We start from the raw sequence: 21,127 nt of genomic DNA on the forward strand, positions 1-21,127 counted from the left end.
CTTCAACAACTTCAACCACTTGCGCTTCCGATCTCTCGTTAGCGGGAGGCGAATTCTACAGCGTTACACGCCGCTGTCAACACCTCTTTTTCTCCACTTTCGACCGAGAAGATCGAACCGTCAAAAGAGCCAAACATCACCGCTCTTTCAACTCCCTCCAGGCTTCGATTAACTGAAGCAAGCCGCTGCCGAAAACTGCGTAACTCATTGAATTTCAAGAAGTTTTCCGTTTCGACTGCGCCGGAAGTGGGGCGAATTATAGACCTCCTGAATCTGCCGTCAACCGTTAATTTCAGTTTTATTGCAAAACCTGCTTTTTAGTCAGCAAACGCGGGATTCGACGCGCTATGGCAGGCACCCGCAGCAGCAAAAGCGCCGCCCCCACAAAGGCATAGATCGCCCACTCCTTGAGATCAGCACGCACGATCCACAACATATGAAGCAATCCCAGCCCCAGAATCACGTAGACCAACCGATGCAGTTTCTTCCAGCGCACACCTAAATGACGCTGGCTGTAGCGATTAGAGGTTACTGCCAACGCCAACAACCCGAGAAAACCCAGTGTGCCGACAATAATGTATGGCCGCTTACGCAACTCCACGCCCAACTGCGACCAGTCGAAGCCGAGGATAAACGCCATATAGCTGAACAAATGCAGAACCACATAGGCAAAACACCAAAGTCCCAACTGACGGCGCACAGCAATCCAGCCCGCCCACCCCGTCAATTTCTGCAACGGCGTCATGCTCAATGTAATCAACAGCAATACCAACGTCCCCAGCCCCAATCGATCAACCAGGACTTTGCCAGGATCCGGCCCGAGCAAATCGGCGAACGCTTGATAAAACCAGAGCAATGGCCAAATCGCCGCAGCGATAAAAACGCCTACACGCCAGAACGGATATCGCATCAGTAGTTCTTCCGCAGATCGAGCCCTGTATATAAAGAAGCGACTTCATCCGCGTAGCCGTTGAACATCTGCGTATCACGCACATTCGGCTTGAACAGACTGTTCGGTAGACGCCGCTCCCGCGCCTGAGTCCAGCGCGGGTGATCGACCGACGGATTCACATTGGCATAAAAACCGTATTCATCTGCCGCGATGCTCTGCCAAGTGGTCTTGGGCTGCTCGCTGACCAGACTGATCCGCACAATGGACTTCACACTTTTGAAGCCGTACTTCCACGGCACCACCAGACGCAACGGCGCACCGTTCTGATTCGGTAATTCGCGCCCATACATGCCAACCGCCAGAATCGCCAATGGATTCATCGCCTCGTCCAGACGCAGGCCTTCTACATATGGCCAGTCGATCAGGGCGAAACCTGAGCGCTGACCCGGCATGCTTTTGGGATCCTGCAGAGTCTCAAAGCGAATGTATTTGGCCTTAGAGGTCGGTTCGACCTGCTTGAGCAACGCAGAGATCGGAAAGCCAATCCACGGGATGACCATCGACCACGCCTCAACACAGCGAAGGCGATAGATACGCTCCTCCAACTGGTACGGCTTCATGAGGTCTTCCAGCGCGTAACGCCCTGGCTTACCCACCTCCCCGTCCACGACCACGCTCCACGGCTCGGTTTTCAGCGAACCGGCATTGGCCGCCGGATCACCCTTGTCGGTGCCGAACTCATAGAAGTTGTTGTAATGGGTCGCGTCTTTATAAGGCGTGATCGCCTCATCCTTGACGTTGACGGCGCCCCACTTGGTAGAAGGGAGCTTATCGGCAAACCAGGCAGGCGCTTTGCCCGGCTCGACATCGGCATAACGCGCCGCGTCTTCAGCGCTGGCCCAACGCGGCAGGCTGCTCACGGCGATACCGGCAGCGGTAGCTCCGAGCAATTGGCGACGAGAAAGATAAATGGATTCAGGCGTGACATCCAACTCATGGCAGTCGGACGCTTTGGGGATTTTGATCAGCATGGCAACTCCGCAGTTTTGGAGGACAGATGCACCCATAGACTGCGGAGTATGCGGGAAATTACATCATTCGGCGTTTTTGTGACGACGAAGACGCAACAGGTATTGCACAGGGCCGGAAGCGGCGTAACCGAGGAACACCAGCAGTAGAATTCGCGGTGGATCGCTGAACACCACGGCGAACACCAGCACCACGGCGAGGATCGCCACGAACGGCACGCGCCCCTTCAAGTCCAGCTCCTTGAAGCTGTTGTACTTGATGTTGCTGACCATCAGCATGCCGGCAGCCGCCACCATCAAGGCGACCAGGAACGACATCTTCGAACCCTGAATGCCGTAATCGCTGAACGCCCAGACGATACCCGCCACCACGCCTGCGGCCGCCGGGCTGGCCAGACCAATGAAATAGCGCTTGTCCGCAGTTCCGACCTGGGTATTGAAACGCGCCAGACGCAATGCTGCACCGGCGACATAGATGAAGGCGACCATCCAGCCGACCTTGCCCATGTCGCCCAATGCCCAGCCAAAGGCCAGCAGCGCCGGCGCTACACCGAACGCGACCATGTCCGACAACGAGTCATATTCGGCGCCGAAGGCACTTTGCGTATTGGTCATGCGCGCTACACGGCCATCAAGACCATCGAGCACCATGGCCACAAAAATCGCGATCGCGGCGAAGGCGAAATACTTGCTCGCATTCGCAGAGTCACCGGCGCTCAAGGCAGCCTGGGCACTCATCGAGTTGATGATGGAATAAAACCCTGCGAACAGGTTCGCAGTGGTGAACAGATTCGGCAGCAGATAGATACCACGATGCCGGACTTTACGACCTTCTGCGTCGTGCCCTTCCTCGACATGTTCATCGATGGGCAGCAGGCTTTCGGCGTCAGAAGCCTGGTTCGGCTCTTCGGGACGTTCGCTCATGGACATTACCTTGCAACGGTTTGGAAAGTTTCGACAGGTGCCTGTGACGACGGTTCGGCCACAAACGATGCAGCTTTATACCAGAACCATCGGTTTCAAACGAAAAAACGCGGCCGAGGCCGCGTTTTTCGTACAAGGATGACGACTTAGTTTTTGGCTTTGTCGACGATCTTGTTGGCACCGATCCACGGCATCATGGAGCGCAGTTGCTCGCCGATGATTTCGATACCGTGAGCGGCGTTGTTACGACGCTTGGCGGTCATCGAAGGGTAGCCGGTCGCGCCTTCGCTGATGAACATTTTGGCGTATTCGCCGTCCTGAATACGTTTCAGGGCGTTGCGCATGGCCTGACGGGATTCGGCGTTGATCACTTCCGGACCGGTCACGTACTCGCCGTATTCGGCGTTGTTGGAGATCGAGTAGTTCATGTTGGCGATACCGCCTTCGTACATGAGGTCAACGATCAGCTTCAGTTCGTGCAGGCATTCGAAGTAGGCCATTTCCGGCGCGTAGCCAGCTTCAACCAGAGTTTCGAAACCGGCTTTCACCAGCTCAACGGTACCGCCGCACAGTACGGCTTGTTCGCCGAACAGGTCGGTTTCGGTCTCGTCCTTGAAGGTGGTTTCGATGATGCCGGTGCGACCGCCACCCACGCCAGCTGCGTAGGACAGTGCAACGTTTTTGGCGTTGCCCGAAGCGTCCTGGTAGATCGCGATCAGGTCAGGGATACCGCCGCCCTTCACGAACTCGGAACGCACGGTGTGACCCGGCGCTTTCGGCGCGATCATGATCACGTCGAGGTCGGCACGCGGAACAACCTGGTTGTAGTGGATCGCGAAACCGTGGGAGAAGGCCAGGGTGGCGCCTTTCTTGATGTTCGGCTCGATTTCGTTCTTGTACAGCTGGGACTGGAATTCGTCCGGGGTCAGGATCATGACCAGGTCGGCGCCGGCAACAGCGGCGGCCACGTCGGTCACTTTCAGGCCGTGAGCTTCGGCTTTGGCAACGGTAGCCGAACCTTTACGCAGACCGACGGTTACGTCGACACCGGAATCTTTCAGGTTGCACGCTTGGGCGTGGCCCTGGGAACCGTAACCGATGATGGCAACTTTCTTGCCCTGGATGATCGACAGGTCGCAGTCTTTATCGTAGAAAACTTTCATGAATTTCCCCTATATATCCAGGCCGTTCAGGCCATTCGCTAATTTGGTTTAGATGCTGAGTACTTTGTCGCCGCGGGCAATGCCGGTCACGCCGCTACGGACGGTTTCCAGAATCGATGCGGTGCCGATGGACTGAATGAAGCTGTCGAGCTTGTCGCTGGTACCGGTCAGTTGAACGGTATACACGCTGGCGCTGACGTCGACGATCTGTCCACGGTAAATATCGGTGGTGCGTTTGATCTCGGCGCGCTGGGCGCCAGTGGCCTTGACCTTGACCAGCATCAGCTCGCGCTCGATGTGAGCGCTTTCCGACAGGTCCACCAGCTTGACCACTTCGATCAGCTTGTTCAGGTTTTTGGTGATCTGCTCGATGATTTCATCGTGGCCGACAGTGGTCAGCGTCAGACGCGACAGCGTCGGGTCTTCGGTTGGCGCCACCGTCAGGCTTTCAATGTTGTAGTTGCGCTGCGAGAACAGGCCGACTACGCGAGACAAAGCGCCGGGTTCGTTTTCCAGAAGCAGGGAAATAATGTGCCGCATGATTAAGTACGCTCCGTCTTGCTCAGCCACATATCGCGCATGGAGCCGTCTTTGATCTGCATCGGATAGACGTGCTCGCTGGTATCGACCGAAATATCGATCACCACCAGACGATCTTTCATGGCGAACGCCTCTTCCATCTTCGACTTCAAATCCTTCGAATCGGTGATGCGCACGCCGACGTGACCGTAGGCTTCAGCCAGTTTGACGAAGTCAGGCAGCGACTCCATATAAGAGTGCGAGTGACGGCTGCCGTAGCTCATGTCCTGCCACTGACGAACCATCCCCAGAACACCGTTGTTCAGGATGACGATTTTCACCGGCAAGCCATATTGCAGGCAGGTCGACAGCTCCTGGATGTTCATCTGGATGCTGCCTTCGCCAGTGACGCACGCAACGTCGTCATCCGGGAAGCTCAACTTGATGCCCATGGCCGCCGGGAAACCGAAGCCCATGGTGCCCAGGCCACCGGAGTTGATCCAGCGGTTCGGCTTGTTGAACGTGTAGTACTGCGCCGCGAACATCTGGTGCTGGCCCACGTCGGAAGTGATGAAGGCATCGCCCTTGGTCACTTCGCACAGGGTCTCGATCACGGTCTGCGGCTTGATCAGGCTGCCGTCGCCCTTTTCATAAGGGAACAAGCCGCGATCACCGCGCCACTCATCGACTTGCTTCCACCAACTGGCAACGGACTCCTTGTTCGGGGTCTCGCCGATTTCCTTGAGGATCGCGACCATTTCGGTCAGGACGCTCTCCACCGGGCCAACGATTGGCACGTCGGCCTTGATAGTCTTGGAGATCGAAGCCGGGTCGATGTCGATGTGGATGATCTTGGCGTTCGGGCAGAACTTCGCCGCGCCGTTGATCACACGGTCATCGAAACGCGCGCCGACAGCCAGGATCACGTCGGCATGGTGCATCGCCAGGTTGGCGGTGTAGCTGCCGTGCATGCCGAGCATGCCGATGAACTGCCGGTCGGTGCCAGGGAAACCGCCCAGGCCCATCAAGGTGTTGGTCACTGGCAGGTTGAGCATTTTCGCCAGTTCGGTCAGCGGTGCGGAACCGTTGCCGAGGATCACGCCGCCACCGGAATAGAGCACTGGGCGTTTGGCCGCCAGGAGCATTTCTGCCGCCTTGCGGATTTGCCCGGAGTGGCCGCGGACGGCCGGGCTGTAGGAACGCAGCTTGGCTTTTTTCGGGAAGATGTATTCGAACTTCTCGGCCGGGTTGGTCATGTCTTTCGGGATATCGACCACGACCGGGCCCGGACGACCGGATTGCGCCAGGTAGAAGGCCTTCTTCATGACTTCCGGGATTTCCGAGGCGTGCTTGATCATGAAGCTGTGCTTCACGATCGGCCGGGAGATACCGATCATGTCGGTTTCCTGGAACGCGTCGGTGCCGACCATGGTGCTTGGCACCTGACCGGAAATGATCACCATTGGAATCGAATCCATATAGGCGGTGGCGATTCCGGTGATGGCGTTTGTGGCGCCAGGACCTGATGTCACCAATACCACGCCGGCTTTACCGGTGGCACGGGCGTAGCCGTCAGCCATATGGGTAGCCGCTTGTTCGTGACGAACCAGGATGTGGGTCACTTCCGGTTCTTTGAACAGGGCATCGTAAACATGCAGGAGAGCACCACCCGGGTACCCGTAGATATATTTGACGCCTTCGTCACGCAAGAAGCGGACGAGCATCTCACCGCCAGATAAAAGCTCCACGTTGTTCACCTCTAAAACGCCAGAATACCGTCCACACAAAAGGGGCGGGTCTTAATAGGTTTACTTCTCGGCAGAGCATGAGCGACGGTGGTCGCCGACTACGTCAGCACTGACTGAGCAAGTATTGGGATCGTCCCAAGTGTTGCGGGCCTTTCCCACCCAGCGCGAGGTAACGCGTTGCGGGTGTAACAGGTCGACGCGGATATGCGCCTCATGATCTACCGAGTGGGTCTGCTTCTGGCAGTCCCTCTACAGCGGACTTTGGATTCTTCTGTTTCGCCCTCTCCAAGTCAAGCCGTCAATGTGCTTAATTGTGGGTAAGCACATGAGAACGCAAGAAAAAACCTGAAAACAGCTACTCTGTTAGCGTCAATTGCGCAATTTTGCCAAGGAATCAGCATGCGAACGCTTCTGTTAACTCTGCTGATCGGCCTCAGCCCCTGGTGCTCGGCCGCTCAGATCTACAAATGGGTAGATGCCCAGGGCGTCACGCACTTCGATGCGCAGCCACCGCAAGGGCTGCCGGCGACGACTGTGCAGACGCCCTCCTCGCCCCCAACGAAACCTGCCGCCATGCCTGGCAGTGGTGCGCTGGGCGATCAGAAAGCCATCGACGACAAGGTGAAGAAACAGGTGGCAGAGCAGCAGGCGCAGCTCAAGGCATTTTGCGAACAGGCACGGACGAACCTGGCGCAATTGCAGAACAATCCGCGTTTGAGGGAAGAAGTAGATGGGCAATTGCGGCGACTGGATGATGCGCAGCGTCAGGAGCGCATTGTCGAAGCGCAGAAGCAGATTGCGCAGAACTGCGAATAGACACCTGTAGGAGCTGCCGCAGGCTCGGGCCGCGATCGGACGATCTTTTGACCTTGCTTCCAAGAGCAGATCAAAAGATCGCAGCCTGCGGCAGCTCCTACAGGGAGATCGGCACTAGCGCGAGGCGGTAATCAGCAGGTCGAACTCTTTGAGCAGCACCTGCAGCTGTCGATCCTTGCCCTGCAGATTACGCTGGGCAAAGACCATTTCGGCCATTTCCTGAATGCCCGAGGCATTGGGCAACGGCAGATCCTGCTCAAGGATCATCTTCATCCGTGGCAGGAAGATCCACTGCAGCCATTGCTCGAAATCCAGCGTGTCGACCGAAAACGGCTCCACACTGCTCAAAGCCTCGGGGGACGGCTGGACCTCGTCCCACCAACCCTGCGCGCGCAGTTCACGCTCGATCAGCAGCAACTGATCGGCGATTTTCGGGAAACGGGAATCCATCACAGCGAAACCTTGGCCTTCTGACGAGCCAGCGCTGCGCCGGCGGAATCGCCTTGTTTCTCACGGGACTGCGCGATGATCTCCCATAGGTTGGCCTGCAAGTCCGGACGACCGTTGGCCATGGTCAGTGCACGACGGGCGAACTGCTCGGCCTGTGGCGCATCACCTTGAGCCATGCGTACTTGCGCCAGACGATAGAGCACTTGCGGCTCACGCGGGGCAACGCGTTGAGCGCGCTCCAGACTGGAAGACGCACCGTTGAGGTCGCCACCGGCCTGCTGCTGTTGCGCAGTGGTCAGCAAGGCGAGCACCGGGCCATCGAGCTGTTCGTCCGCCGACAGACCACCGCCACTGCTGGCCGAAGGAATCCCGCTTGGCGTTGAAGGCATGCTGTAGCTGCCGGAGTTGATCGGTGCCGACTCGACCGGCGACGGGTTGTACGGCCCTGCGGTGATTCCGCCGGAAGCCGGGCCCGGCACGATCGGCGAGGAGCTGATCGGCGCCGATGTTGTGGCGCCACCACCCGGCACCATCACCACCACGCCGGTATCGCCTTGCGGGATGGCCTGGGATTGCGCCTGGCCCTGGACTGGGCGTTTGACCGTCGTCTTGCGGAAACCGCCGTTGGCCGACAGCCGTTCGCTGTTGGACACGGCTGTGCCGGCGTCCACCACCGGGATCGAACCACGCTGTACGGTAGAGCAGCCACTGAGCAAAGCCACGGCAGTCACCGCCGGAATCAACCACTTGTTCACTTGAAACCCTCTTTGCTTAATTCATCCAGCCCTTGACCCAATCCATCACCGACTCCGGCGAGGCAGGCGTTTCGCTTGCACACGCGGCGCCGGGTGGCGGTTCGCTGCCGCGAATATACGGCATCTGCACCGCCCCCGGACAGTTGGCATCGGAGCCTTGCCCGGTACGCGAATCGACCCACGCCTGCACGACGTTGTCCGGCTGTGGCATGTCCAGCGGCAGCGGATCGGCCTTGCGCATGAAACTGGTCCAGACCTGCAATGCACCGGTCGCCCCGGTGAACGGGGTCTTGCCGTTGTCGTCGCGACCCAGCCAGACCACGGCCAGCAGATCCTGACTGAAACCGGCGAACCAGCTGTCACGCGAATCGTTACTGGTACCGGTCTTGCCGGCCAGCGTCAGGGTCTTGGGCAGCACGTTATAAACCGAGCTGCCGGTACCTTCACGCATCACCCGCTGCATGGCGTTCTGGATCAGGTAGATGGACGCCGGATCGAAACGCTGCTCGATCTGGAACGGATAACGCTTGAGCGGCTCGCCCTCGGCGGTCAGCACACTGCGAATCCCGCGCATCGGCGTATTGAAACCACCGTTGGCGAGGGTCTGATACATGGTCGCCACTTCGATCGGGGTCATGCCGCCAGCACCCAGCAACATCGACGGGAACGCCGGGAATTCCCGGGTCACGCCCAGACGCGCAAGGGTCTTGAGCACATTCGGCACACCGACTTCCAGACCCAGGCGCGAGGTCGACAGGTTGTACGAATGCGCCAGCCCTTGATAGAGGAAGACTGTGCCGTGGGAGCGACGGTCGTAGTTCTGTGGCTTCCACACCTGGCCGTCCGCGCCTTTGATCGACAGCGGATCATCCGACAGCCAACTGGTCAGCGTGTAACGGCTCGGTTTTTCCAGTGCGGTCAGATACACCGCTGGCTTGACCAGGGAACCGATCGGCCGCACGGCGTCCAGCGCCCGGTTGAAACCGGCATAACTGGCCTGACGACTACCGATCATCGCCTGCACTTCGCCGGTTTCCGGGTTGGTCACGACCATCGCCGCTTCCACGTCATCGGAGCCCTTGCGTCCAGCCAAGCGTTTAAAGGTGTCATTCACCGACGCTTCGGCCTTCATCTGCAGAATCGGGTCGAAACTGGTGAAGATCCGCAAGCCTTCTTCGGTCAAGTCCTCGTCGCGATAGTCTTCGCGCAACTGGCGTTTGACCAGATCGATAAAGCCCGGGAACGAGCTGTCGGCAAGCTTGCCGCGCGTGGTCACGCCCAAGGGCATTTTCTTCGCCGCTTCAACCTGTTCGGCAGTCGCCACGCCTTGCTGCTCAAGCACGTCGAGCACCAGGTTACGCCGTTCCAGCGCACGCTCGGGATTGCGGCGCGGGTTGTAGTAGGACGGACCTTTGACCATGCCGACCAGCAGCGCGACCTGATGCAGCTTCAGCTCGGAGAGTGGCTGACCGAAGAAGAACTGACTGGCCAGACCAAAGCCGTGCACGGCACGCTGACCGTCCTGGCCGACAAAGACTTCATTGAGGTAGGCCTCAAGGATTTCCTTTTTGTCGTAGTGCAGCTCCAGCAGCATCGCCATCATCGCTTCAGTGAGCTTACGGCTCAGGCTGCGCTCGTTGGTCAGGTAGAAGTTCTTCACCAGTTGCTGGGTCAGCGTACTGCCGCCCTGGGTCATCTTGCCGCCAGAGGTGTTGACCCAGATCGCCCGGGCAATCGATTTCGGCGACACGCCCCAGTGGCTGTAATAGTCCCGGTCTTCCACCGCGATCAAAGTATCGAGCAGGTACGGCGGCACCTGATCGAGCTTGATCAGGATGCGGTCTTCAAGGTTTTTCGGGTAAATGCCGCCGATCATCAGCGGCTCAAGCCGCACCACGGACAATTTACCGCCGTTGAGCCCGGAGAGCTCGGCCACATAGTCGCCAGAGAAACGCACGCGTACTGGCTGGGCTTTTTCCAGGCCTTCATAGAACTGGAAGCCGCGGGTATTCAGATCAACGGTATTGCCGTTGACGGCGGCAGCGCCGGGGCCATTGCTCACGGCTTCGCGGCGATAGCCCAGGGCATCGAGTTCGGTGAGGAAATCGTCCTTGCTCAGCTTTTGTCCGACGAACAGCTCAAGCGGACGCGCGTATACCTTGGCCGGGATGGTCCAGCGCTTGCCGGAGAACTTCTCCTGCACCACGGCATCGAGGTAAACGGCGAAGCCGGCCAGCACCACAAGGCCGACCAGACTGAGTTTAATGGCCCAGCTCAACCACGGGCTGAGGCCCTTGGAGACTGGTTTTTTCTTGGTACGGGGGGATCGAGTTCGAGTCATGGCGGCGGATTATACGCACTTTATTCATACTCAACAGGAGCGCTCCGAGGTTTGCGTCAGGCTGGCGAGCGGCCATAATGGCGACCTCGAATTTCCCAGTCTCTGAAGGATCGCCCGTGAGCCAGTCCCTGATCGCTGCCCTGCAAAACCCGGCCCTCTACCCGCACCCCGTCGAAGGGTTCCAGGTCATCGAAACCCATATCTCGTGGGTGATCCTCACCGGCCCGTTTGCTTATAAAGTGAAGAAGCCAGTGAATTTCGGCTTCCTTGACTTCACCGGCCTCGAATCCCGCGCTCATTTCTGTGCTGAAGAGCTGCGCCTGAACAAGCGTCTGACCGACGATTTGTATCTGGACGTGTTGCCAGTGACCGGCAGCGTTGATGCGCCACAACTGGGTGGCGACGGCCCGGTGATCGAATATGTGCTGAAGATGCGTCAATTCCCGCAGACCGGCCTGCTCAGCACCCTGCAAGCCAACGGTGAGCTGACCACCCAGCACATTGATGAAATGGCCGAGCAGATCGCCAAATTCCACCTCAGTGCGCCAAAAGTCCCGGCCGAGCACGACGCCGGTACCCCGGACAGCGTGATGGCCCCGGTGCGCCAGAACTTCGAGCAGATCCTGCCGTTCCTCAGCGACAAAAACGATCTGCTGCAACTCGAAGCCCTGCAAGCCTGGGCCGAAAGCAGCTTCGATCGTCTCAAGGCACTGTTCAGCCAGCGCAAGGCCGAGGGTTTCACTCGCGAATGCCACGGTGACATCCACCTGGGCAACGCCACTGTCATCAATGGCAAAGTGGTGATCTTCGACTGCATCGAGTTCAACGAACCGTTCCGCTTCACTGACGTCTGGGCCGACACCGGTTTCCTGGCGATGGACCTGGAAGACCGTGGCCTGAAATCCCTGGCCCGCCGCTTCATCAGCCAGTACCTGGAGCTGACCGGCGACTATCAAGGCTTGGAAGTGCTGAACTTCTATAAAGCCTACCGCGCACTGGTTCGCGCCAAAGTCGCGCTGTTCAGCATGCCGGCGGATGCCACACCAGTGCAGCGCGCAACCACCCTGCGCCAGTACCGCAACTACGCCAACCTGGCGGAAAGCTACAGCACCATTCCTTCGCGCTTCATGGCCATCACCCACGGCGTATCGGCTGTCGGCAAGAGCCACGTGGCGATGCGTCTGGTCGAAGCGCTGGGCGCGATTCGCCTGCGTTCCGACGTTGAGCGCAAGCGCCTGTTCGGCGAGCAAACCGTAGCCAACGACGTGCAGGCCGGGATTTACAGCGCCGACGCCAGCGTTGCCACCTATGCCCGCCTGCATGAGATTGCCGGAGTGATCCTGCACGCCGGTTTCCCGGTGGTGATCGATGCGACCTACCTCAAGCGCGAGCAACGCGACAACGCCGCTCAAGTGGCCGAGGCCACCGGCACGCCGTTCCTGATTCTCGACTGCAACGCACCGCAAGCCGTGATCGAGAGCTGGCTGGCGATTCGTCAGGCTGACAAGAAAGATCCTTCCGACGCCACGCTGGCGGTCATCGAGGCCCAGCAGGCCAGCCGCGAAGCGCTGACGCCAGAAGAAATTCTGCGCAGCAAACGCGTACAGACCAATGAAAGCGGGACCCTCGACACCGTAGTCGCACAGATCCGCCAGCGCCTGCCAGGCCTGTAAGAAACTATTTCGGCCGTGAAGCCCCCGCTTGCTTCACGGCCGTCAAATAGTGGCACTATACTGGCGTCATAAAACCAACAGGTGATGTGACATGAGCCAGCCGAAACTTCTCGACACCCCGCTTTATGCCCTGCTGCACAAAGACGACATCGCAGGCTTCAACAAAGAACGCCCGAACGACGGCCCGATCGACATGGTCGGTGGCGACTTCCGTGGTCTCGACTTGCGTGAACTGAACGCCGATGGCGTGGATTTCCGGGACGCCTACTTCCGCTCTGCCGATTTGCGTGGCATCGACTTCCGTAATGCATCACTCGAAGGCGCGAGCCTGGCCCATGCGCAGATTTCCGGCGCGTACTTCCCGCCGGAACTGAGTGCGGACGAGATCCTGATGTCGATGAATTTCGGCACCCGCCTGCGCTATCGTACTCGCTGATAATTTTTATCTTTCTCTGACCCGACGCCTTTCCCCTGTGGGAGCGGGCTTGCTCGCGAAGGCGTAGTGTCAGTCGATACATCTGTTGGCTGAAAGCCCCCCTTCTCGAGCAAGCCCGCTCCCACATTATCTAAGAGTTTCTTCCCTCCTTTCTGCGTTTACAGCCCCTTTCTTAGTAGCGTTTGCGTCTAATCCGACCAAACAACCACGCTTTTCCTACTGATGGCTACACTCCTGAGAAGATCGCCCACGCACCATTCGGCCGTCGCAAGGAGGCTTGATGAATGATGAACTGCAACACCTGAAGAATCTTGGCAAGACGTCGGCGCAGTGGCTGCATGCCGTGGGCATCCACAGCGCCTCGGACTTGCGTCGCCTGGGGGCGGTGGACGCCTATCGGGCCGTGCGTACCCGCGGGTTTCGCGCATCAAAGGTGTTGTTGTACGCGATCGAAGGGGCGCTGATGGATGTGCACTGGAACGACATCCCGGCCGAACGCAAAGACGCCTTGAACAAGCAGCTCGAAGCCATCTCCTCGCGTCACAAGAACTGAACAGGCGCTGACGGCCATGTATTTGCTCGGGGAACAATCGGCACCGGTCGATGCACTGATCAATCGTTTGCAGAGCTTGCCCGCGCGCTGGCTGGAAGGCCTTGCGCCGTGCGGGCGAGCCTTTGAGCCAGAAGTCTCTGACGACCTGATGGCGCAGCTCCCACACGATCAGCTGTTTCTGCTGACAGAAGGCGTGATCCACGGCTACATCGGCGGCCGTGCGTTGTTTTACTGGCAGGAAGGTGATCTGCTCGGTCTACAGCAAGGTGACGCCTGGGCCGATTGCCGACTGCGCAGCGAAGGGCCATCGCGCTTGTTGCCCTATCGGCGAACCGAACTGTTCCAGCATTTGTATGCCGAACCGGGCCGGGCCGAGCAATGGCTTGAGTATCTGCTGGGGCAGATGGCGCTGCTGGCTCACGCGGTGGCCGAACTGAAGCCACGGGAGTTTCGCAGCACCAATGGCTTCAAACGGGTCGAGAGTGGTGAGGTGTTGATCCGGCAGGGCGATGCCGCTGATCACGTCTTCGTGATCATTGAGGGGCATGCCGAAGCGTTTGTTGATGGGCACAAGGTCGGCGAAGTGCCCAAGGACGAGATTTTCGGCGCCATGGCGGTGTTCACCGGTGAACCGCGCAATGCCACTGTCATCGCTCACGAGCCAAGCACGGTGATGCTGATTCCAGGCGAGCAGTTTCTGAGCATGACCCGCAACAATCCGAAGATTGCCCACAGCCTGATTGAGAGCATGGCCCGGCGTATTGGCCAGCTCAATCAGCAGATCACGCAACTGAGCGCGGTGAAAGCTGCGCGTTAAGTCCCTTGTTTCCGGGACATTCCGGCCATTTGCACGACTAAATCAAGCAAATGGAAAAACAGTGGTTGACTCGCTAATGAGAATCGCTATGATTATCACAACTGGTCGCGAGATCAGTCGATATTCTGAAAAGCCCTTGGTTCGGACTCTCAGATTATCTCCTCATCAGGCTAATCACGGTTATTTGACCCGGTTTTTACCGGGTCTTTTTTTGCCTGTGGAAAAGTCATTGGCCAAATTGTTTGCGCATCTGTGCGCAGTAATCCTGCGCGGGCGTGGCCGGGGTGTACCAGACGTAATCGGCCATCGCCACAGTAACCTCGGCGCCCTGCTCGGCCAGCATCAGCACCGTTGGCGCTTGGGCTACGCCCAGATCCAGAACATGCAGCGGCACGCCAGCATCCTTGCGCGCATGCCAGGCACCCGCCAGCAGCAAGGCTGGCGTCGGCGCTGCCAGCAAACGTTCAGCCATGCGTCGATCACGCTGTTGCTGAACCGCGAGCATCGCCGGCATCTGCGATTTGGGCAGCAAGCCGCAATGTGAATCGCTGATCTGCTCAAGCAGCGCGGACTTCACCGATGCCGCATTGCTGCGAACTCCAATCAGGGCTGGCGACTGACGATAGAACGCGCGGATTTCACTGTCGTCCAGATTGGCCGCCAACAGTGGATAGCCTTGCGTGAGGGCGAACCGAACAATCGGTCCATAGAGATTCCAGTCCCAGCCATCCTGCCAGGCCAGTGCGGCGGGAAGATCAGTGGGGGGCGTTGCTGCGCGGCGAACTTGATCAACTTTCGGCTGTTGATTCCGCGTAAGCATCTCAAGCAGCAGACTGCCCTGAGGGCGCTGTTCCCCAAGCGCTTGCAGCAACCATAACTGCACGGCGTGGTGATCGGCATTGTCATGCTGTTCGCCGATGATCAGTTGGTGCGGCTTGGCCAGATGCGTCAGCAGTTCCTGAGCCGTCAACACCTGGCCGCTGTGCAGATCGCGAATCTCACCGCTGACCGGTGGCGGCGCAGCAACATGCTGACACCCCGCAAGCCACAATACGGCTACCAACCAGATCCCGCGCATAGCATCACCTCGATAGAAATCAGCGGGCGATGATCAGCGGATGCCCACGCTCCGGGTGCGGCTGCACCAATACCTCGAGACCGAACACAGCCTTGAGCGAGTCCGGTCGCAAGACTTGCTGCGGCGTATCCAGCGCCACCGGGCGCCCGCCTTCGAGCAGCAATACCCGATCACAATAGCGCGCCGCCAGATTCAGATCATGCAGGATGACCAGCACCGCCGCGCCACGATCGGCAAATTCGCGCACCGTTTGCAACGTGGTGTGTTGATGCAAGGGATCGAGCATCGAGGTCGGCTCATCCAGCAACAAGGTTTGCCCGACCTGCCCCGGCCATAACTGCGCCAGCACCCGCGCCAGATGGACACGCTGGCGCTCGCCGCCTGACAATGCCAGATAACTGCGCCCGCTCAGATGCCCGGCATCCGCAGCGGCCAGCGCTGCCGCAACGATCTCGTCGTCGCGCGCCCGACCGCTCTGATAAGGCAGACGGCCCATGCCGACCACTTCTTCCACGCGAAAGGCAAAATCCAGCGTCGACACCTGCGGCAACACCGCCAGGCGCTGAGCGCGCTGCGTACCTGTCCAGTGACTCAGCACCTTGTCGTCGAGCAACACCTCACCGTCACTGGCCGTCAGCTCACCGCACAAGGCACCGAGCAAGGTGCTTTTGCCGGCACCGTTCGGTCCGAGCACACCCAACACCTCACCGGGTTCAAGCTGCAGGGTGACGTCGCTGAGGACGGTCTTGCGTCCGCGACGGATGTGCAGATTGTGCGCACGCAGCATCAGGCACGACCTCGCAGCAACAGGTAGAGGAAGAACGGCGCGCCGATAAACGCCGTGACGATACCGATCGGCAACTCCGCCGGCGCCAGCGCCAGCCGCGCCACCAGATCCGCCAGCAACAACAGGCTCGCACCCGCCAGTACCGACGCTGGCAGCAACACCCGGTGATCGGGCCCGGCCAATAAACGCACCAGATGGGGCACCACCAGCCCGACGAAACCGATCATCCCGGCTGCCGCTACCGCCGCGCCAACACCCAGCGCAGTGCAAAACACCAATTCGCGCTTGAGCCGCTCGACATCGATCCCCAGGTGCCCGGCTTCGGACTCCCCGAGCAACAACGCATTCAGCGCCTTGGCACGCCGCGGCAACCACAGCGCGACGCCAGCGCTGATAATCAGCAACGGCCACAAACGCGCGTAACTGGCGCCATTGAGGCTGCCCAGATTCCAGAAAGTCAGCGTACGCAAAGTCGCGTCATCTGCCAGATAGGTGAACAACCCGACTGCCGAGCTGGCCAGCGCCGTCAGGGCAATCCCTGCCAGCAGCATGGTCGCGACATTGGTCTGGCCGTTGCGTCGCCCGAGTCGATAGACCAGCGCCGTCACCCCCAGCCCACCGAGAAATGCGCACGCCGATAACAGATACGGCCCAAACCACTCCGGCAAACCGCCAAAAAACGAACCGCCGACGATCGCAATCGCCGCCCCGAGTGCCGCGCCGCTGGACACCCCGACCAACCCGGGATCGGCCAGCGGATTGCGAAACAGGCCCTGCATCGCCACACCCGACAGTGCCAGCACACCGCCGACGGCCAGACCGAGCAAGGTCCGCGGCAGACGGATCTGCCCGAGGATCAGCTCGGCCTGCTCCAGACCGTCCGGCGCCAACGGCACACCGACCATGCGCAATGCAGCGCGTAACGTATCGAACAGCGGCAGGCTCACCGGCCCCAGCGCCAACGACAGCCAGATGGCCAGCAAACACAGAAGCGCCAGGCCGATAAACAGGCTTCGTGGTTTGACCAGTACGGTCATTGGCCGCTCGCGGTCGGGTAGATGCCGTCAGACAAATCCTTCAGTGCCGCCGGTAAACGCGGCCCGAGCCCGCCGACCAGCAGCGTCGGATCCAGCTCCAGCACCCGTCCGGCCTTGGCCGCGCGGCTTGAATTGAGAATGGGGTTTTCCTTGAACAGCGCAGCTTTCGCCGCCTCGCCGGTCAACGCCCGATCAGCGAACACCAGCACTTCAGGATCGAGCCCGGCCAGCGACTCCACGGAGAACGGCTTGTAACCGGTATGCGTCGCCAGGTTATGTCCGCCGGCCCGTTGCAGCAGCCAGTCGGCGGCAGTGTCCTTGCCGGCAATCAATGGCTTGCCGCCGGCATGCCCGATCAGCACCAGCACACCGGGCGCTTTATGTTTGGTCTGCAACTCGGCGACTCGGGCTTTCTGCGCGGTTAGCTGCTGTTGATAACTTTCCAGCAACTGCGCCGCCTGGGCTTGCGCGCCGAGCAACTGCCCCAGATGCGTGACGTTTTTTTCCAGGGTCGGCAGATCCGGCTGTGCCGAGAACAGTTCGACCCGCACCTTCGCGCTCTTCACCTGGGCGATGACCGGCGGCGGGCCCATTTCCTCGCTGCCGATGAGGATGTCCGGGCGCAGACTGAGAATGCCTTCTGCCGAGAGACTGCGTTGATAGCCGATGCTGGGCAGCTTCTTCAGCGATTGCGGATGCTGGCTGGTGGTGTCGACGCCGACCAGTTTAGATTCGCCACCCAATGCACTCACCCACTCCGAAAGCGCCCCACCGGCGCTGACCCAACGTTGTGGCAAATCGGCAGCTGTCGCCTGAAGGCTGGCGAGCAGTCCGACACACAGCACGGCAACGCGGGTAATCAGGCGCATACGCAGCTTTCCTTGAAAAGTTTTCCCGGGCAGCGAACCGGCGGGCCAAGTATCCTTGGCGGCGGTTGCGCACAGTGGGCGAAGGCGGCCATTTGATAATTGTTTGCATTTAAACGTCAAGCTCGGACATTTCCTGAAACGAGCAGACATTTGAGGATAGCCATGAAGTTTTTGTGCGCCGGCGCCGATCTCGCTGAGGCGGGCAGCCGCGGTTTCGACATCGACGGCAATAAACTGTTTGCCGTGCGCCGCAATGGTCAGGCCTATGTTTATCTCAACCGTTGCCCGCATCGCGGCGTCGGTCTGGAATGGCACCCCGACCAGTTTCTCGACCCGAGCAACAGCCTGATCCAGTGCGCCACCCACGGCGCACTGTTTCTGATCGAGGACGGCGAATGCGTCGCCGGGCCCTGCGCCGGGCAATCCCTGACCGCCATCCCCTGCCGCGAAGATGCCAAAGGGTTGTGGATAGATATTTAACCGTTGAGCAAAACGTCCAGCCGCCGGTCGATCACCATCTCTTCGTGGTTCAAACACACGCCGTAGGCCAACACCTCGACCCCGCACGCCACCGCTTCACGCAGGGCATCGGCGTAGGCCGAATCGATTTCCTCGGCCGGCCGCACCGCCTCGATCCCGCTGAGATTGACGCAATACAACTGCACCGCACGAATACCGTCACGGGCCAAATGCGCCAGTTCACGCAGGTGCTTGGCACCGCGCTGGGTGACCGCATCGGGAAACGCGGCCACGTTGGTTCCCTCGAAGCCTAACGTGACGCTTTTTACTTCCACGTAGGTCGGGCCACTCGGGTATTCGAGGCGAAAATCGATACGGCTCTTTTCCTGACCGTACGCCACTTCACGCTTAAGCGTCGTAAAGCCGTTCAACTCGCTGATGACTCCGGCTTGCAGCGCCTCCTCAACCAAGGCGTTGGCGCGGCCGGTATTCACGCAGAACAGCCGGCCCTGCGGCGTTTCCCCGATTTCCCAAGTGCCGGGCAGTTTGCGCTTCGGGTCGTTTGAGCGACTGAACCACACCTGCCCGCCCTCGACCTGGCAGTTGAGCATCGAACCGGTGTTCGGGCAGTGAAGGGTCAACAGCTCGCCATTGACCGTTTCAACATCAGCCAGAAAACGTTTATAGCGGCGAATCAGCCGCGCCTCTTCCAGAGCCGGATAAAAACGCATCAGGCTTGCCAGCTCTTCAAACCGCGAGCGATGCGTTCCACCGCTTCCTGTAAGCGAGGGAGGTTTTGCGTGTAGGCAAAACGCACATGATGGCCCGCTTGATAACGACCGAAATCCAGCCCCGGGGTAAAGGCGACGTGCTCGGTTTCGAGGAAATGCCGGCAGAACGCGAAGGCATCACCGCCGAACTGGCTGATATCGGCGTACAAGTAAAACGCCCCTTCAGGCTCGACGGCGATATTGAAACCCAACTCGCGCAACGCCGGCAGCAGGAAGTCGCGGCGGCGGCCAAATTCGGCGCGGCGCTCTTCGAGAATGCTGATGGTGTCCGGCTCGAAACAGGCCAGTGCGGCATGCTGCGCCATGCTCGGCGCGCTGATATAGAGATTCTGCGCGAGTTTTTCCAGCTCACTGACGGCCGCATCCGGCGCCACCAGCCAGCCGAGACGCCAACCGGTCATGCCGAAATATTTGGAGAAACTATTGAGGACAAAGGCGCTGTCATCGACTTCCAGCACGCTGGCGGCATCGGTGCCGTAAGTCAGGCCGTGGTAGATCTCGTCCACCACCAGATGCCCGTGCCGCGCCTTGATCGCTGTGGATAACCCGGCCAGTTCATCGCGGGTCAGGATGGTCCCGGTGGGGTTGGCTGGCGACGCCACCAAGGCACCAACGCTGTCGTGGTCCCAGTGCCGCGCCACCAGATCCGGAGTCAGTTGGTAACGCACGTCCGGCCCGACCGGGACCAGTTGTGCCGCGCCTTCGACCAGACGCAGGAAGTGCCGGTTGCACGGGTAGCCCGGATCCGCCAGCAGCCAGTGTTTGCCGGGATCGACAAGCAAGGCACTGGCCAGCAACAGCGCACCGGAGCCACCCGGCGTGATCAGGATCCGTCGTGGATCGATGTTCAAACCGTAACGTGTCTGATAGAACCCGGAAATCGCCTCGCGCAACTCGGGAATACCCCGCGCGGCGGTGTAGCGGGTCTTGCCCGCCGTCAGCGCAGCCTGCCCGGCACGGATGATCGGCTCGGCGGTGGTGAAGTCCGGCTCGCCGATTTCCAGGTGGATCACGTCGTGACCTTCGGCCTGCAGTTCGTTGGCCCGCGCCAGCAGCGCCATCACATGGAACGGTTCGATCGCACGACTGCGCGCACTGTAGGGCTGAGCCATTGGCCTTCCTTCGACGGGGAAAAAGAAACGATTCTACCCATCTGCCGGAACGAGCGAGAACCCGTCGCGGTCACAGCCTCAAGAACGCTGGACTGTAACGATATGAGCGTACGCTCCAGGATTGACTAAAATCAGTGATTGAACAGGCTTTCAACAGCGCCAGACACGGCTTGCCAGACTTCTGCAAGCGCCACCCGCCGGGGCCTCGACATCCGGGAGTAGCGCAGGCCGAATTGATCTGGTAAGTTCGCCCGCTTGCAGCCGCAGGGCCGGCAGGTGTCGGTGATGGAGCAATCCTGCGCAATGGATTACAAGAGTAGAGGCGGTCCATTTCATGCCCACCCAAGCAAAGCAACAGCAGCAAGTGACGATCAGCGGCTTCGAACCTTACGTTCCGAAGGAAGGCGAGGAGTACATGGGCGCCCCGATGCGCGCGCACTTCACCAAGATCCTGAACAAGTGGAAACAGGACTTGATGCAGGAAGTCGACCGTACTGTTGATCACATGAAAGACGAAGCGGCCAACTTCCCTGACCCGGCCGACCGTGCCAGCCAGGAAGAAGAATTCGCCCTCGAGCTGCGCGCCCGCGACCGCGAGCGCAAACTGATCAAGAAGATCGACAAGACCCTCGAACTGATCCAGGACGAAGAGTACGGTTGGTGCGAGTCCTGCGGCATCGAAATCGGCGTCAAGCGCCTCGAGGCCCGTCCTACTGCGGATCTGTGCATCGACTGCAAGACCCTGGCGGAAATCAAGGAAAAGCAGGTCGGCAAGTAATCTCGACCTGAACGAAAAACGGAGCGTGCGAACGCTCCGTTTTTGTTTCTGCCTTTTGCCATTTGCCCTTGTGGGAGCGAGCCTGCTCGCGAAAACAGTGT

The 21,127-nt window shown here is 59.6% G+C and carries 23 protein-coding genes; 7 read left to right on the top strand and 16 right to left on the bottom strand.

Translation table 11 applies throughout. The features are described 5' to 3' along the window. Nucleotides 1-38 precede the first annotated feature (38 nt). From HDC30_RS27635 to HDC30_RS27665, 7 genes are all read right to left on the bottom strand, one after another. Nucleotides 39-218, bottom strand: a complete 180-nt coding sequence (locus tag HDC30_RS27635; protein WP_183785993.1) for a hypothetical protein — start codon at nt 216-218, stop codon at nt 39-41. 80 nt (nt 219-298) lie between these two features. Further along, nucleotides 299-910: a protein-methionine-sulfoxide reductase heme-binding subunit MsrQ gene (gene msrQ, locus HDC30_RS27640; protein WP_115988897.1), complete on the bottom strand. Its 612-nt coding sequence runs from the start codon at nt 908-910 to the stop codon at nt 299-301. Continuing rightward, nucleotides 910-1,923, bottom strand: coding sequence for a protein-methionine-sulfoxide reductase catalytic subunit MsrP (gene msrP, locus HDC30_RS27645; RefSeq protein ID WP_183785995.1), 1,014 nt, complete (start codon nt 1,921-1,923; stop codon nt 910-912). The genes msrQ and msrP overlap by 1 nt, the downstream gene beginning before the upstream one ends. Nucleotides 1,924-1,986: 63 nt before the next feature. Further along, a complete protein-coding gene (pssA, locus tag HDC30_RS27650) occupies nt 1,987-2,844 on the bottom strand; it encodes a CDP-diacylglycerol--serine O-phosphatidyltransferase (RefSeq protein WP_027614080.1) in 858 nt (285 codons plus the stop codon). Nucleotides 2,845-2,990: 146 nt separating this feature from the next. Continuing rightward, nucleotides 2,991-4,007: a ketol-acid reductoisomerase gene (gene ilvC, locus HDC30_RS27655; protein ID WP_007959661.1), complete on the bottom strand. Its 1,017-nt coding sequence runs from the start codon at nt 4,005-4,007 to the stop codon at nt 2,991-2,993. Between the two features lie 48 nt (nt 4,008-4,055). Continuing rightward, entirely contained in the window at nt 4,056-4,547 is a 492-nt protein-coding gene (ilvN, locus tag HDC30_RS27660) for an acetolactate synthase small subunit (protein WP_003205610.1), read from the bottom strand. A 2-nt stretch (nt 4,548-4,549) separates the two neighbouring features. Then, the gene (locus HDC30_RS27665) at nt 4,550-6,274 is read right to left on the bottom strand and encodes an acetolactate synthase 3 large subunit (protein ID WP_027614081.1); all 1,725 of its coding nucleotides are present in this window, start codon (nt 6,272-6,274) and stop codon (nt 4,550-4,552) included. 399 nt (nt 6,275-6,673) lie between these two features. Between HDC30_RS27665 and HDC30_RS27670 the strand changes: the two genes are divergently transcribed. Then, nucleotides 6,674-7,090, top strand: coding sequence for a DUF4124 domain-containing protein (locus HDC30_RS27670; RefSeq protein WP_183785997.1), 417 nt, complete (start codon nt 6,674-6,676; stop codon nt 7,088-7,090). Nucleotides 7,091-7,204: 114 nt separating this feature from the next. On the opposite strand, the gene HDC30_RS27675 is transcribed toward HDC30_RS27670, so the two are convergent. From HDC30_RS27675 to mrcB, 3 genes are read right to left on the bottom strand one after another with little or no spacing between them, the layout of a single operon-like run. Further along, on the bottom strand, nt 7,205-7,540 hold the full coding sequence (locus HDC30_RS27675) for a YqcC family protein (protein WP_183785999.1): 336 nt from the start codon (nt 7,538-7,540) through the stop codon (nt 7,205-7,207). Further along, a complete protein-coding gene (locus HDC30_RS27680; protein ID WP_150367921.1) occupies nt 7,540-8,295 on the bottom strand; it encodes a tetratricopeptide repeat protein in 756 nt (251 codons plus the stop codon). The genes HDC30_RS27675 and HDC30_RS27680 overlap by 1 nt, the downstream gene beginning before the upstream one ends. 16 nt (nt 8,296-8,311) lie before the next feature. Next, nucleotides 8,312-10,636 (bottom strand): penicillin-binding protein 1B, encoded by a 2,325-nt coding sequence (gene mrcB / locus HDC30_RS27685; protein WP_183786001.1) that lies wholly within the window; start codon nt 10,634-10,636, stop codon nt 8,312-8,314. 116 nt (nt 10,637-10,752) lie between these two features. On the opposite strand from mrcB, the gene HDC30_RS27690 reads away from it, so the two are divergent. The 4 genes from HDC30_RS27690 (at nt 10,753) to HDC30_RS27705 (ending at nt 14,115) form a co-directional block, all read left to right on the top strand. Next, the gene (locus tag HDC30_RS27690) at nt 10,753-12,309 is read left to right on the top strand and encodes a bifunctional aminoglycoside phosphotransferase/ATP-binding protein (RefSeq protein ID WP_183786003.1); all 1,557 of its coding nucleotides are present in this window, start codon (nt 10,753-10,755) and stop codon (nt 12,307-12,309) included. 91 nt (nt 12,310-12,400) lie between these two features. Continuing rightward, a complete protein-coding gene (locus HDC30_RS27695; RefSeq protein WP_003228227.1) occupies nt 12,401-12,745 on the top strand; it encodes a pentapeptide repeat-containing protein in 345 nt (114 codons plus the stop codon). 280 nt (nt 12,746-13,025) lie between these two features. Beyond that, entirely contained in the window at nt 13,026-13,298 is a 273-nt protein-coding gene (locus HDC30_RS27700) for a TfoX/Sxy family protein (RefSeq protein ID WP_003228231.1), read from the top strand. 16 nt (nt 13,299-13,314) lie between these two features. Beyond that, on the top strand, nt 13,315-14,115 hold the full coding sequence (locus HDC30_RS27705) for a Crp/Fnr family transcriptional regulator (protein WP_183786005.1): 801 nt from the start codon (nt 13,315-13,317) through the stop codon (nt 14,113-14,115). A gap of 226 nt (nt 14,116-14,341) precedes the next feature. Here HDC30_RS27705 and HDC30_RS27710 read toward each other — a convergent pair whose 3' ends face one another. Genes HDC30_RS27710 through HDC30_RS27725 form a run of 4 tightly spaced genes read right to left on the bottom strand, consistent with a single transcriptional unit; the run spans nt 14,342 to nt 17,886 of the window. Next, entirely contained in the window at nt 14,342-15,193 is an 852-nt protein-coding gene (locus tag HDC30_RS27710) for a ChaN family lipoprotein (RefSeq protein WP_183786007.1), read from the bottom strand. 19 nt (nt 15,194-15,212) lie between these two features. Beyond that, on the bottom strand, nt 15,213-15,980 hold the full coding sequence (locus tag HDC30_RS27715) for a heme ABC transporter ATP-binding protein (protein WP_183786009.1): 768 nt from the start codon (nt 15,978-15,980) through the stop codon (nt 15,213-15,215). Next, the gene (locus HDC30_RS27720; RefSeq protein WP_183786040.1) at nt 15,980-16,963 is read right to left on the bottom strand and encodes an iron ABC transporter permease; all 984 of its coding nucleotides are present in this window, start codon (nt 16,961-16,963) and stop codon (nt 15,980-15,982) included. The genes HDC30_RS27715 and HDC30_RS27720 overlap by 1 nt, the downstream gene beginning before the upstream one ends. Before the next feature lie 50 nt (nt 16,964-17,013). Further along, a complete protein-coding gene (locus HDC30_RS27725; protein ID WP_183786011.1) occupies nt 17,014-17,886 on the bottom strand; it encodes a hemin ABC transporter substrate-binding protein in 873 nt (290 codons plus the stop codon). A gap of 162 nt (nt 17,887-18,048) precedes the next feature. Between HDC30_RS27725 and HDC30_RS27730 the strand changes: the two genes are divergently transcribed. Continuing rightward, complete coding sequence (locus HDC30_RS27730) at nt 18,049-18,366, top strand: Rieske (2Fe-2S) protein (protein ID WP_183786012.1); 318 nt, start codon at nt 18,049-18,051, stop codon at nt 18,364-18,366. Here HDC30_RS27730 and sfsA read toward each other — a convergent pair. Then, nucleotides 18,363-19,076, bottom strand: coding sequence for a DNA/RNA nuclease SfsA (sfsA, locus tag HDC30_RS27735; protein ID WP_097089198.1), 714 nt, complete (start codon nt 19,074-19,076; stop codon nt 18,363-18,365). The genes HDC30_RS27730 and sfsA overlap by 4 nt on opposite strands. Continuing rightward, a complete protein-coding gene (locus HDC30_RS27740) occupies nt 19,076-20,248 on the bottom strand; it encodes a pyridoxal phosphate-dependent aminotransferase (protein WP_097089200.1) in 1,173 nt (390 codons plus the stop codon). Before HDC30_RS27740 ends, sfsA begins: the two co-directional genes overlap by 1 nt. Before the next feature lie 334 nt (nt 20,249-20,582). On the opposite strand from HDC30_RS27740, the gene dksA reads away from it, so the two are divergent. Then, nucleotides 20,583-21,026 carry an RNA polymerase-binding protein DksA gene (gene dksA, locus HDC30_RS27745; RefSeq protein ID WP_027614094.1) on the top strand — a complete coding sequence of 148 codons (444 nt, stop codon included), beginning with the start codon at nt 20,583-20,585 and terminating at the stop codon, nt 21,024-21,026. Nucleotides 21,027-21,127: the final 101 nt, after the last annotated feature.

The organism is Pseudomonas sp. JAI115 (assembly GCF_014200835.1).
GTDB lineage: Bacteria > Pseudomonadota > Gammaproteobacteria > Pseudomonadales > Pseudomonadaceae > Aquipseudomonas > Aquipseudomonas putida_A.